Origin of the sequence: Flavobacterium sp. 9, from assembly GCF_002754195.1 — a bacterium.
In the GTDB taxonomy this organism is placed as follows: Bacteria; Bacteroidota; Bacteroidia; order Flavobacteriales; family Flavobacteriaceae; genus Flavobacterium.
The window spans coordinates 408363-422552 of sequence record NZ_PEEU01000001.1; the positions used below are offsets into that span (position 1 = coordinate 408363).

Genomic DNA, 14190 nt, shown 5'->3' on the forward strand with positions numbered 1-14190 from the left:
ATTAACCTTAAACCAACAAATGAATGTTTACAAACCAAAAAATTAAGTCGCTTAAATGGTGCTTTCTGGTAGTCTTTTTACTGGGAAGTATTATTGTAGAAGCACAGGAAAGAAAAGTGACCGGAAAAGTTACTTCGAGCGAGGATTTACTCGGACTTCCTGGTGCCAATGTATATGTTAAAGGCTCGTCTGTCGGCGCAACTGCGGATATGGACGGAAATTATAGCGTTTTTATATCTGAAAAAAATGCTGTTTTAGTTTTTAACTTCGTAGGATATCAAACTGTAGAAGTTCCTGTAGGCAATAAAACTGTCGTGAACATAAGCTTAAAACCGGATACTAAAAACCTTGACGAAGTAATTGTTGTAGGTTATGGTACGCGTAAAAAGAGTGATATCACGGGATCTGTATCTTCGGTTACGGCAAAAGAACTTACGGCTTATCCATTATTAAATGCAGAGCAAGCTTTGCAAGGTCGTGCAGCGGGGGTTTCTGTACAATCTAATAATGGTGGCGAACCGGGCGCTCCGGTAAAAATCAGGGTTCGTGGCGGAACTTCGATCAATGCAAGTGGTGATGCACTTATTGTTGTCGATGGTTTTGCGGGCGTTGCAATGCCGGCACCTCAGGATATTGCTTCTATCGAGGTTCTTAAAGATGCATCTGCAACTGCAATTTACGGATCGAGAGGTTCAAACGGGGTTATTATGGTTACAACCAAAAAAGGAAAACCTGGAAAACCGGTTATCGAATTCAGTAATTCAACTTCGGTACAATCTGTAAATCATAAATTGGATTTATTAGACGGAGATCAATTTGTGGCGTATAGAAAAAGTTTTACAACGCATACTTCGGGCGGAGCAAACACAGATTGGCAAGATGTAATTTATCGTGAAGGAATGGTTTCGAATACTTCGCTTTCGTTTTCCGGTGGTTCTGAGAATGTGAGATATTATGTTTCCGGAAACTATTTTAATCAAAACGGGGTTGTAATTAATTCAGGTATTGACAAATACACGATTGTAAGTAATCTTGAAGCTGATTTGTCTGATCGTTTTAAAGTTGGTTTGAATTTATTTCAAAGTAAGCAAAACAAAGACGGAATCATTAGCCAAACCGGCGCCGGAGGAACTGGTGCAGCGGGTGTAATTGCGGCGGCGTATAGATTTATGCCTGATAAAGGAATTTATAACACTGACGGAACTTATACGACAACGGCTCCAATTGGGGACGATATTGATAATCCATACGCAACTGCAATGGAAAATATTCTGGAAACGGTTTCTATCGTAAACAGATCAAATTTCTTTGCACAATATAAAATCACTAAGGATTTAGATTTTAAAACCACTTTAGGTTTAACCGATAATAATTCTCAAACGGGTCGATTTATTCCTTCAACTTTAATTGCCGGAAAAAATATCAAAGGAGAAGCTTCTGTAAACAATACGAGATTTTCTTCGTTCTTGACGGAAAATTATCTTACGTATAAAAAGGAAATTATTGCCAGAGGAATCCTGACGGTTCTTGGAGGATATTCGTATCAAAAGAATAAAAACGAAAGTTCTTATGCTGCTTCAAGAGGATTTTTGACGAATACAAATTCATATCGCAATTTAGGTGCAGGAACTGTATTCTTAAAACCGGATTCTAATTTATCTGAAACAGAATTAATTTCGGCTTTTGGAAGGTTGAATTTTGATTATGACGATAAATATTTATTTACGTTTACAGCGCGTCGTGACGGTTCTTCAAGCTTTAGTGAAAACTATAAATACGGAACTTTCCCTTCTGGAGCAATTGGTTGGAATATTGGTAAAGAAAATTTCCTAAAAGACAACAAAACTATTTCGAATCTTAAATTGAGAGCGAGTTATGGTGCAACCGGAAATCCATCGATTGGCGCCTACTCTACTTTGTCGAGATTCTCTGAAATTTATGATGTAAGCGGTGACGTAATTGTAAATGCGGTTCAATTGACTTCATTGAATAATCCGAACTTAAAATGGGAAACGTCTTATCAGCAAGATTACGGAATTGATTTAGGTTTGTTTGATAACAGAGTAAGTCTTACGGCAGATTATTACAAAACAATTACCAAAGATTTGTTGTTTAACAGACCTTTACCGGGAGTTTCAGGAATTGCTTCTCAGCTTCAAAACGTTGGAGAATTAGAAAATAAAGGTTGGGAATTGGGTATTAATTCTAAAAACTTTATTGGTGCTGATTTCACTTGGTCAACAAGTTTCAACATCTCTTCAAACAAAAACAAAGTATTAAAACTAGCCGATAATAAAGATCTTTTAATCAACTCAACGCCTGGACATTTCCTTGCAACAGATTCTCAGATTTTGAGAGTTGGTCAGCCAGTTGGTGCTTTCTTCGGATTTATTTATGATGGTGTAATTCAGCAAGGTGAAGCGGTTCTTCCGGGGAACTTTGAAACTGTTGCTGGTGGGGAAAAATTCAGAGATGTCGATGGTAACGGAAAATTAGATTCTAATGATAAAACGATTATTGGTAATCCAAATCCTGATTTCATCTTTGGTTTAAACAATGATTTCACTTATAAAAATCTTGATTTAAATATTTTCTTCCAAGGTTCTGAAGGAAACCAAATCCTGAATTATACTTTGATGGAATTGGCTTCTGGAAACAACAATGCAACTACAGAAGTTTTAGACGCTTGGACGCCAACGCACACGGATACAAATGTTCCGGCAAATGCTGCAAGAACAAAAAGGGTTACGTCAAGATTTGTGTATGATGGAAGTTATATCCGTTTGAAAAATGTTTCTATAGGATATAGTTTAGATGAAAAAGTGGTTTCGAAAATTGGATTGAGTAAAGTTCGTTTCTACATCAGTGCGCAAAATCTTTGGACAATTACAGATTATCCGGGTTCTGATCCTGAAGGAAATTACCTGAATGATACTAATGCGAGAAGTAACACGAACTTAGGTTTAGAGTACGGAAGTTACCCAAATGTGAGAACTTTCACTTTTGGATTTAATTTAAAATTTTAGTTTGAAAATGATCTTAAACACATAGAAACATAGATTTTCCTTTGTCAAAAAGAGGAAATTTAAAAAACTAGTTTTCACACATAGTTATACGCAAAATGCTATGATGATTAATGCAAGTGAAACGCCTTATTTAGCATTCCTAAAAGCTATGCTTCTATGTGTTAGAATTATTACACCAAATACCTAAAAAATAATAACATGAAAAAATATATAGCTTTATTTTGTTTTGGAATAATGACTTTGGGCTGTTCTGATCTTGAAGAACATCCGGTTGGAATTATTCGTCCTGAAAACTTTTTTAAGAATACAGATGACTTACAAGCTGCTGTAAACGGAAGTTTTGCCAATATTGCCCACAATAATTATTGGGGAAGAGAATTTACGATTGCGTTAATGCTTCGCGACGATATGGCTGATATTGGCGACAGAACCACTCAGGCTGCCAGAATCGATGTCAATGATATGAATATGAATGATACTAATGCGCTTGTTGCTAACTTTTGGCCTCAATCGTATGTAATTATTACTGCTGCAAATCAGGCAATCGAAGGCGCTAAAAAAACTCCCGGAGATCCTGCAAAAGTAAACGCAATTGTAGCTCAGGCTTATTTTGCGAGAGCTTTTACTTATTATCATTTGGTGAGAATCTTTGGTGATGTTCCTTATATTGATTTTATTGTGAACGATGTTTCTCAGGTAAATTCTCTAAAAAGAACTAAAGAAGCTGATGTTTATCTTAAAATTATTTCTGATTTAGAATTTGCAAAAAAATGGCTGGATGATAAACCAAAAGTAAAAGCTGTTCCGGGAAAAGGTACTGCAGCAGGTTATTTAGCATCGGTTTATTTGACTTTGAAAAACTACCAAAAAGCTTATGATGAAGCAAAATACGTTATCACAAACGAAGCTAAATTTGGTTTGGGATTAGACGCAGATTTTCAGGATTTATTTAATGCTACAAAAACAGCTTCGCTAAAAGAACCTTTGTTTACAATTGATTTTAATAACTTAGTATCAGGAAACTACGGACAAGATTATACTGCATTTTTTACTGGTTCTCTTAAAGACGAAAGTTATAGTTACGGACAAGGATTTTCGGTTGCTGTTCCTTCTTTAAAAGCCTTTAATACTTGGGATCAAAGAGATTACAGACGTGCTGTGAGTTTTGATACTATTATTAGAAAAAAAGTAGGTGGCGAATTAAAGATTTTCCCTTCGAGTGATAATGAAAAAGCGCCACGTCCGCATATTGCAAAATACTATCGTTTTCCAGGTAAAGCGGGCGCAAACGGAAGAACTTCTCAGCACAATTATATCACGATGCGTTTTGCAGAAGTATTGTTAACCGCTGCTGAAGCTCTAAACGAAATCACTCCAGGAACTGCCGAAGCTGATGGTTATGTAAACCGAGTGCGCGCAAGAGCGAGAAATAAAGCCGGGAAACAGGTTTCATTTCCTGCAAATGTAACGGCTGGAATGTCACAATCTGATTTTAGAAAAATGGTTATTGACGAAAGAAGATTAGAATTTGCTTTTGAATATATCAGATGGTACGACATCAAAAGATTGCAAAACGGACCTGAAGTTTTTGGTCCAGCTGGATTAGAACCGCACGCAAATTTTAATCCTAATAAAGATTATTTATTTCCGTTGCCGGGAACTGAATTGGCGATCAATCCTAATTTAAAACCGAATAATCCGGGTTATTAAAAGATTAATTAAAAATTTAGAATTAAAAATTAAAAATCTTGGAAAGCGTAATAGCTATGTGTTTAGTTTTTCATGCAGATTTTATCCACATTTTTGTCATTTCGACGGAGGAGAAATCTCCACAAGTAGCTCGACAAAGATTGGCTATTTAGCAGGCGGAGTTTCGTGTGTGATTTCTCCCTTTGGTCAAAACGACAAAACCATCACAAATTTTTAATTTTTAATTCTCAATTTTTAATTCAAAACAACAACATTAGATTAATTAGTAAGTATGAATAAAGTTAGTTTCATTTCTTTAATTCTTGGGTTTGCACTGCTGACAACAGCGTGCAAATCCGGAATTAATTCTTCAACAAAAGTTACCACGACAACGAATAGTCTTCTGGAAAACAGATACAAAATGTTACTGGATTATCCGGTTGATTCTATGTCGATGCCAAGAAGTATGACGATTAAAAGCAATTTGATCAAAAAAGTTCCTTCGAGAGACTGGACAAGCGGATTTTTTGCCGGAAACTTATGGCAATTATACCGTCTTACAGGCGATGATAAATATAAAACACAAGCTGAAAAATGGACTCCTTTTAGCAAAAAAGAAAGTGTAAATAGTAATTCGCACGACGTTGGTTTCAAAGTGTTTTGCAGTTTTGGTGAAGCGCTAAAAGTGGAAAACAAGCAAGAATACAAAGACGTTATCATTAAAGGTGCCGAAACATTATGTACACGTTTTGATGCAAAAGTAGGTTCAATTCGATCTTGGGATTTTAATAAAGAGATCTGGGATTATCCGGTTATCATAGACAATATGATGAATCTGGAATTGCTTTTTGAAGCTTCAAAATTATCCGGAAATCAAAAGTATCATGATATTGCTGTAAAACACGCCAATACTACATTAAAAAACCAGTTTAGAGAAGATAATAGCTGTTATCACGTAATCGATTATGATCCAAAAACGGGAGCTGTGAGAAAGAAAACAACGCTTCAGGGTTATAATGATGATTCGGTTTGGGCACGTGGACAAGGTTGGGCAGTTTATGGTTTTACAATGTCGTACAGATATACCAAAGATCCTGCTTATTTAAAACAAGCCGAAGCAACTGCGAAATTTTTTATGACTAATAAAAACCTGCCGGAAGATGGAATTCCGTATTGGGATTTTAAAGATCCAAGTATTCCAAATGCGCCACGTGATGCTTCTGCTGCGGCTGTTATGGCTTCGGCTTTATATGAACTTTACAGCTATACTAATAATAAAAGTTATTTGGTTTTTGCCGATAAAATAATCAACTCTTTAAGTTCTGATAAATATGTTTTGACTGCCGATATAAAAGCGCCTTTTATTCTGGATCACAGCACCGGAAACTGGCCAAAACATGACGAAATTGACGAACCTATTATCTATGCCGATTATTATTTTCTGGAAGCAATATTGAGAAAAAAGGGACTGAGAAACTAAGGAACTAAGATACTGAGGTTTTTAGCCTTTACACCTTTGAACCTTTGTTACTCTGAGCCTTTGAACCTAAAAAAAAGTAATGAAAAAACTACCGTACCACTACAATACATTTTATACTTTTGCGCTTTTGTTTTTTTTTCAAATTTGTCTGAGCAGCATTTTTGCTCAGACAAAAATGAATATCAATGACAATTGGCATTATTTAGAAAATAATACTTCAAGCCTTAACGAAGCAAAAAAGGCCACAAACTGGGCTTCTTTAAATTTACCTCACACTTGGAATGCCGAAGATGCAACAGATTTAAATCCGGGTTACAGACGCGATGCAAGCTGGTATTCTAAGCAATTAAATATTCCGAAAATTGATAAAAACCAACGTTATTCTCTCTATTTTGAAGGATCGAATGTAACGACCAAAGTATATGTAAACGGTAAAGAAGCCGGCGGACATATTGGTGGTTATATTGGTTTTACTATTGATATTACAAATTTCATTAACGAAGGAAACAACGATATTTTTGTTCGCGTTGACAATAGTTATGATATCGAAATTATTCCGTCTCAAAAAAGTGATTTCTTTATTTATGGCGGAGTCACAAGGGATGTTTGGTTCGTTTCTCAATATAAAAATCATATCGATAATCTGAAGATTACAACGCCTCAGGTTTCTGCAAAAACGGCTTCGGTAAATATTCTGGCTTCTGTTGTGAATCCTGAAAATACTGCTTTATCATTAACAGTAATTCTGAAAAATCCTAAAGGAAAAAAAGTAGCCAGTAAAACGATTTCTGTTTCGGATAAAACTTCAACTATTAAATTCGAAAACATCAAAAATCTGGAACTTTGGGATACTGAGAAACCAAATCTATATTCAGTTACTGCTTTCTTATCGGAGAAAAAACAAATTAAAGATAGTATTACCGAAAAAGTAGGTTTTAGATGGTTTGAGTTTAAAGATCATGGTCCATTTTTCCTTAACGGAAAAAGATTACTCATTCGTGGTACACACAGACATGAAGAACAAGCGGGAGTTGGCGCTGCAATGAGCAATGCACAACACCGCGCCGATATGGAATCTATAAAAAGTATGGGCGCAAATTTTGTTCGCTTGGCACATTATCCGCAAGATCCTGAAATTTATAAAGCTTGTGATGAACTTGGTCTTTTGGTTTGGGATGAATTGCCTTGGTGTCGCGGGGGAATTGGTGATGAACTTTGGCAAACAAATACTAAAAATATGTTGGTCGAAATCATCAATCAAAATTACAATCATCCAAGTATTATTATTTGGTCCCTTGGAAATGAAATGAATTGGCTTCCTGATTTTCCTGACGGTGATAATACGGAAAAGACGAATGTGTTCTTGACGGAACTAAACAATATCGCACACAAAATGGATCCAAGCCGAAAAACAGCAATTAGAAAGTATTATGAAGGTTCGCAAATTGTCGATGTATTCTCTCCTTCTATTTGGTCTGGCTGGTATTCCGGAAGTTATAAAAGCTACCAAAAAGCAATTGATGTTTACAAAAAAGAATACAAACATTTTATTCATGCCGAATATGGCGGTGATAGTCACGTTGGGCGTCACAGCGAAAATCCTGTTACGGGAGAAAACATCATAAAAGCTGAAGGTTGGGAAGAAGCAATTGTTCAAACCAAAGTGGCAAATATTGCGCAAATTGGCGATTGGAGCGAGAATTATATCGTTGATTTATTCGATTGGCATTTGCATATATCCGAGAACGACCCGATGTTTGTGGGTAACATTCAGTGGGCGTTTAAGGATTTTGCAACGCCATTGCGTCCCGAAGATGATATTCCGTATATGAATCAAAAAGGGCTTGTGGATCGAAACGGAAATCCGAAAGATGCTTATTATGTTTTTAAAAGTTATTGGAGCAAGGAGCCTTTTACTTACATCGAATCGCATACCTGGACGGAGCGCCAAGGACCTGAGAATACTCCAAGAACTTTGAGCGTTTTCAGTAATTGTGAGAAGGTTACGCTTTATCATGAAGGAAAATCTCTTGGAGAAAAACAAAGAAATCTTTCTCTATATCCTGCAAATGGTTTAACTTGGGACGTGAATTTTTTAAAGGGAGAAAATACGTTAATCGCCGTTGGTGAGACTAAAGATGGCAAAAAAGTTTCGGATACTTTGAAAGTTAATTATCGTTTTAAGAAAAATGATACGGCGACTTCTTTACAATTATCATCTCAAAAATTAAAAAGTGGTAATTATCTGGTTACAGCAATTGCGATTGATAATGGTAATTTGCGTTGTCTGGATTATGAAGAAAGTGTTTATTTTCAATGCTTGAAAGGTGGAAAAACCATGAAAAATCAAGGTACTCCAACCGGAAGTGAATCGATAAAAATGGCAAATGGAAAGGCTTCGATTGAAGTTGTTCCGGATGGTTCTGGTGTTCCGATTGAAATGACTGCTTTGAATCAGAGTTTTAAAGGGGAATATTTGAAGATTGAACAATAAATTTAACCGCAAAGAGCGCCAAGTGAAAAACGCAAAGTTCGCAAAGCTTTTTTTAAACTTTGCGGACTTTGCGTAAAATCTTCGCGGACTTTGCGGTTAAAAACGTCCCAAATTTATATAATACAACAAAAACAATTTTACTAATGAAAAAACTAATAACCACATTATTCCTCGCTTTATCCCTTTTTGGATTTGCGCAAAATCAAAGTCTGATTTCTAATGTTCCAAATCGACATACAACTTCTTTAAACGGGGTTTGGAATTATATTGTTGATCCTTACGAAACGGGATTTTACAGCTTTCACCACGATGAATATGATAAACAGGCAAAACCATCAAATGCTGCTTATTTCAATAATTATCATGCGGTAAACAAGCAGGAATTAGTGGAATATGATTTTGATAAATCTCCGAAAATAAATATTCCGGGGGATTGGACTTCGCAAGTTCCGGAACTTAAATATTATGAAGGAAATGTTTGGTTCAAGAAATCTTTTGACTATGATTTGAAAGCTAAAAAACGTCTTTTTGTTTATTTGGGAGCGATTAATTATAAGGCTGATGTTTATTTGAATGGGAAAAAACTTGGAACTCATATTGGTGGTTTTACGCCTTTTAATTATGAAGTTACTTCGATTGTAAAACCAAAAGATAATTATCTGGTTATTAAGGTAGATAATACAAGACATAAAGAAGATGTTCCGACGATTAATACGGATTGGTGGAATTATGGCGGAATCACCCGCGATGTGACTTTAATTGAAGAAAATGAATCGTTTGTTGAGGATTATAATATTCAGCTTAAAAAAGGGAGTTCAGGTTTGATTTCTGGTTTTGTAAAAATCAATAATTCTAATTCTGCATTGAATGTCGTAACGGTTTCTATTCCTGAATTAAAAATTAATTACAAAGGAAAAGTTGGTGCTGATGGAATTGTAAACTTTGAAATTTCGGCGAAAAAGATCTCTTATTGGGCTCCTGAAAATCCAAAATTATATGATGTAACTATTGATTATAACGGAGAAAAATTAAAGGATAATATTGGTTTCAGAACTATCGAAACTCAGGAAGACAAAATTTTATTGAATGGGAAACCAATCTTCTTACGTGGAATTTCAATTCACGAAGAAAATGCAAAAGGCGGACGTGCAAATTCTGAAGAAGATGCTTTGCGTTTACTAAACTGGGCTAAAGAATTGGGTTGTAATTATGTTCGTTTGGCGCATTATCCGCATAACGAAAACATTATCAGAACGGCTGATAAAATGGGATTGATGGTTTGGGAGGAAATTCCGGTTTATTGGACGGTTGAATTTACAAGAGAAGCTACTTATAAAAATGCTGAAGATCAATTGACAGCAGCAATTACGAGAGATAAAAACAGAGCTTGTATTATTATCTGGTCAATGGCAAATGAAACTCCAATATCTGATGCTAGAAATGCTTTTATTAAAAATTTAGTCGATCATACCAAATCTTTAGACAATACAAGATTAATCAGTGCGGCTTTATTGACGCAAAGTGACAGCGCAGGATTTGGAACTATCAATGATGCAATTGGTGATTATCTGGACATTATTGCTTTCAATCAATATTTAGGATGGTACGGCGGAAAGCTTGAAGATGCTGAGAAAATATTCTGGAAAACTAAATATAATAAACCAGTTATTGTTTCAGAATTTGGAGGCGATGCCAAAGCAGGGTTACACGGAGAAAAAAATGAGCGCTGGACAGAAGAATTTCAGGAATACTTGTACATTCAGAATTTGAAGATGATTGAAAAAATACCTCATCTTAGCGGTTTAAGTCCGTGGATTCTGGTAGATTTCAGATCTCCGAGAAGGCTTCTTCCCGGAATTCAGGACGAATATAACCGAAAAGGTCTGATCTCAAATGACGGTCAAAAAAAGAAAGCTTTTTATATTATGCAAAATTGGTACGACAAAAAGAAAAAAGAGCAAAACTAATAACTATTACCAATTCATTAACAAAAAACAGGTTATAACTTATATGATTTTTCTTCATTATTAACTTACTTTGTGTAAACTATAATAAATCATTTACAACTATGAAAAATTTTAATTTATTGATAATTATCTTATTGACTGCTTTTTCTGTCAATGCACAAGATGTTAAATTTGCTCCGCTTGACGCAAGTCCGGTTGATATTTCTTATTTTCCAAATAAAGCTGTTAAGTTCAAAAAAACAGATAATCCATCGCCTGTTGTTAGAGTTATCTATTCAAGACCTTCGGTTAAAGGGCGTGTGATTTTTGGAGATTTAATTAAATATGGTGAAGTTTGGCGCGTTGGTGCAAACGAGAATACTGAAATCAAATTTTACAAAGCGGTTTCTATTGGCGGTACAAATATTCCTGCCGGAACTTATAGCTTATTTGCTATTCCTGAAAAAGACAAATGGACGATTATCATCAATAAAGAGCTTGATATGTGGGGCGCTTATGCCTATGACGAAAGTAAAGATATTGCTAAAGTAACTGTTCCGGTTAAGTCAATATCTAATGTGGTTGAAGCTTTATCAATTGCATTTACAACTCAGGGTTCTGTTGCAAATCTTGTAATAGGATGGGATAAAACAACTGTTGAAGTGCCGATTACAATCAAATAATTGAAATTTCTAAAACATATCTAAAGAGACACTAATTTTTTAATTAAGTGTCTCTTTTTTTATATCTTTAATTCTGTTAACTATGACATAACCAATAAACTAACCAAAAAAAACCAAAAGAATGAAAAAAACTTATTTACTGTTGCTTCTTTTGTTGCCTCTTTATTACGGAAATTCTCAGCAAAAGTTTAAAATTACCTATGAACAATTAAAGGAGTATGAAGGTGTTTATGAATATAAAAATAATACCACTTTGCAAATCGCTGCTTCGCCCAAAGACACGATTTTGTTTGCAATTATCAATGACAGTAAATATGCTCTAAAACCTTCTGAAAAAGATGTTTTTTTGAATATGTCTCAAGAAACTGTGACTTTCCTTAGAGATCAGTCTTCTGGAATTAATGGATATTCATCTGATGGAAAAACTTTTAAATTACTCAATAAAAAAGTCGTTTTTCCGAAAGAAATGTGGTATCCAAGATTAAATGTTACTAAGGATTATAAATATGTGTATCAACAACCTAAAAAAGATTTAGACGGTTTAGTTACCGGAACGCTTGACAATACTGGTTTAGATAAAACTTTATTGAGCGAAATGATGCAGAAAATTGTGGACGGAACTTATGCTAATGTTCACAGCGTTTTGATTATTAAAGACGGAAAATTAGTGTTTGAAGAATACTTTTATGACAATAATAAAGCTAAGTTACACGAGCTTCGATCGGCTACAAAAAGCTTTGTTTCGGCTTTGACCGGAATCGCGATTGATAAAGGATTAATTAAGGATAAAACTGAAACGGTACTTTCTTATTTTCCGGATTATACGATTAAGAATCTTACGGACGATAAAAAACAAATCACAATTGAAAATCTTTTGACGAATCAAAGTGGTCTTGATTGTGATGTGAGCAATCCTAAAGCGGAAGGAAATGAAACGGCAATGAATAATTCTGATGATTGGGTTCAATTTACACTTGATTTGCCAATGGTTGATGTTCCGGGTGGAAAAGGAATGTATTGCTCGGGAAATCCTATTACGTTGGGGAAAATTATCGAAAGAGCCACAAAAATGCCTTTGCCTGAATTTGCCAAACAAACGCTGTTTAAAGATCTTGGAATTAAGAATTTCAAATGGAATTTTAAACCTGATGCTTCTAGTGCCGAAACTTTTTGTCAGGTTTATTTAAATTCTCGTGATATGGCAAAATTTGGTTTACTGTATCTGAATAAAGGTCTTTGGAATGGCAAACAAGTCGTTTCTAAAAATTGGGTTGAACAATCGCTTGCCAAACATTCTGTCGTTCAAGGCGTAAATTATGGCTATTTATGGTGGCTAAAATTCCTGACTGTCGACGGTGTAAAATACAACGGAAAAGCCGCGCAAGGAAACGGCGGACAAAAAATATATATTTGGGAAGAACAAAATATGATCACCGTTATCACCGGTGGAAATTATAATTCGCAATCACCAAGTGATGAATTGATTCAAAAGTATATATTGCCTTCGTTTAACGTGAAAAAAGCAGCTAATTAGAGAAAAGAAAAAAGATTATAGAGAAAAGACTTTCATTCTGAAAGTCTTTTTTTCATTTATACTTGTATTTTAAAGCCGTAATTTAGATCTTAAGTTTTATTAGAGATTTAAAATTTAACTATTTTCTAATTATCAAATTATCTAATTGACACATTATCTCATTATCTAATTTTTCAGAGTTAGTGTATAATTTAATTTTGATTTGATTATTTGGCGTTCCTTGTCTAGCAGGAAAATTTTATTCGGTTCTGCTGAAGTCAAGCCGTAGAATATTTGTTCTCCCTCTGGTTTGTCATAATTAAGGACGTAAATTGTTCCGTTTTGATCTTTTCCTACTCCTTTTTCGGTGTTGAAATTTCCTTTTTGCACGAAGACATTTCCAGGTTCTTTTCCTTGATAGGTGCTTGTCAATTCAAACTTATGACTTTCCATAGTGCCATCTCCCTGATAGATTTTTAAGACCGTTTGAATTCCGCTGCAATCTGCGCAAGGCAATACACCTTCGTATATTTTTGCTTCGCCCAGACTTTCACTTTCCGGAACTATGCTTCTTGTTTCTTCAACAATTGAAGATGTAGTATCGATAGGTGTAGTAATTTTGTTTTCGCTTTTCTTATTATTACAAGACATTATAAGACCTGAAATAACTAACATTACCATTAATTTTTTCATAATTATATTTTTTTAGAATGAGCTAAATATACAGAATATACCTATATTATTCTAGTTTTTCCAATGAAAAAAATTAGAAAACCTAGAATTTAAAAATTGAATTAAGGCATTTTTCTTTCTTATTGAAACTCCTGAAAAATAGTTTTATTGCCTTTTAATATTCTTACAATTTTATTTTTACTGAATTATAATTTGTATGATGAAGTTTTGTATTTTTATCAATAGCAAAATAATTTAATGCCTAACTTAAATAAAAAACTATATGGGAAAATTTGTGATTACTAAAAGAACTAACGGCGAATTTCAATTTAATTTAAAAGCAGGAAACGGGCAAACAATTTTAACCAGCGAAGGGTATACTACAAAAGCAGCGTGTCTTAACGGTATTGAATCTGTGAAAACAAACTCAGCAGATGACAATAAATTTGACAGAAAAGAATCTTCTAATGGTAAACCGTATTTTAATCTAAAGGCTACTAACGGTCAAATTATTGGTGCCAGCGAAATGTATGAAAGTACTGCCGCAAGAGAAAACGGAATTGAATCGGTAAAAACAAATGCGCCAGAAGCAACTACAGATGATCAGACAGCATAAATTTTAATATTTTATATATTAATTAAAAAGCGAGGCAATAAACCTCGCTTTTTTTGTTTACCAAGATATGA

The 14190-nt window shown here is 34.6% G+C and carries 9 protein-coding genes; 8 read left to right on the forward strand and 1 reads right to left on the reverse strand.

Features of this window, described 5'->3' with window-relative positions; genetic code table 11:
* Nucleotides 1–23 precede the first annotated feature (23 nt).
* The 7 genes from CLU81_RS01490 to CLU81_RS01520 all read left to right on the forward strand — a co-directional run bounded on the left by CLU81_RS01490 (nucleotide 24) and on the right by CLU81_RS01520 (nucleotide 12852).
* On the forward strand, nucleotides 24–3026 hold the full coding sequence (locus CLU81_RS01490; protein WP_099708207.1) for a TonB-dependent receptor: 3003 nt from the start codon (nucleotides 24–26) through the stop codon (nucleotides 3024–3026).
* 198 nt (nucleotides 3027–3224) lie between these two features.
* A complete protein-coding gene (locus CLU81_RS01495; protein WP_099708208.1) occupies nucleotides 3225–4736 on the forward strand; it encodes a RagB/SusD family nutrient uptake outer membrane protein in 1512 nt (503 codons plus the stop codon).
* Nucleotides 4737–5007: 271 nt separating this feature from the next.
* On the forward strand, nucleotides 5008–6195 hold the full coding sequence (locus tag CLU81_RS01500) for a glycoside hydrolase family 88 protein (protein ID WP_099708209.1): 1188 nt from the start codon (nucleotides 5008–5010) through the stop codon (nucleotides 6193–6195).
* Nucleotides 6196–6274: 79 nt separating this feature from the next.
* Nucleotides 6275–8689, forward strand: a complete 2415-nt coding sequence (locus CLU81_RS01505; protein WP_099708210.1) for a glycoside hydrolase family 2 protein — start codon at nucleotides 6275–6277, stop codon at nucleotides 8687–8689.
* 143 nt (nucleotides 8690–8832) lie between these two features.
* Nucleotides 8833–10656 (forward strand): glycoside hydrolase family 2 protein, encoded by a 1824-nt coding sequence (locus CLU81_RS01510; protein ID WP_099712637.1) that lies wholly within the window; start codon nucleotides 8833–8835, stop codon nucleotides 10654–10656.
* 101 nt (nucleotides 10657–10757) lie between these two features.
* Nucleotides 10758–11318 (forward strand): DUF2911 domain-containing protein, encoded by a 561-nt coding sequence (locus CLU81_RS01515; RefSeq protein ID WP_099708211.1) that lies wholly within the window; start codon nucleotides 10758–10760, stop codon nucleotides 11316–11318.
* Nucleotides 11319–11439: 121 nt separating this feature from the next.
* On the forward strand, nucleotides 11440–12852 hold the full coding sequence (locus CLU81_RS01520) for a serine hydrolase (RefSeq protein WP_099708212.1): 1413 nt from the start codon (nucleotides 11440–11442) through the stop codon (nucleotides 12850–12852).
* Nucleotides 12853–13017: 165 nt separating this feature from the next.
* Here the strand turns inward: CLU81_RS01520 and CLU81_RS01525 are convergent, their stop codons facing one another.
* The gene (locus CLU81_RS01525; RefSeq protein ID WP_099708213.1) at nucleotides 13018–13524 is read right to left on the reverse strand and encodes a copper resistance protein NlpE; all 507 of its coding nucleotides are present in this window, start codon (nucleotides 13522–13524) and stop codon (nucleotides 13018–13020) included.
* A 262-nt stretch (nucleotides 13525–13786) separates the two neighbouring features.
* On the opposite strand from CLU81_RS01525, the gene CLU81_RS01530 reads away from it, so the two are divergent.
* Nucleotides 13787–14119: a YegP family protein gene (locus tag CLU81_RS01530; RefSeq protein ID WP_099708214.1), complete on the forward strand. Its 333-nt coding sequence runs from the start codon at nucleotides 13787–13789 to the stop codon at nucleotides 14117–14119.
* Nucleotides 14120–14190 lie beyond the last annotated feature (71 nt).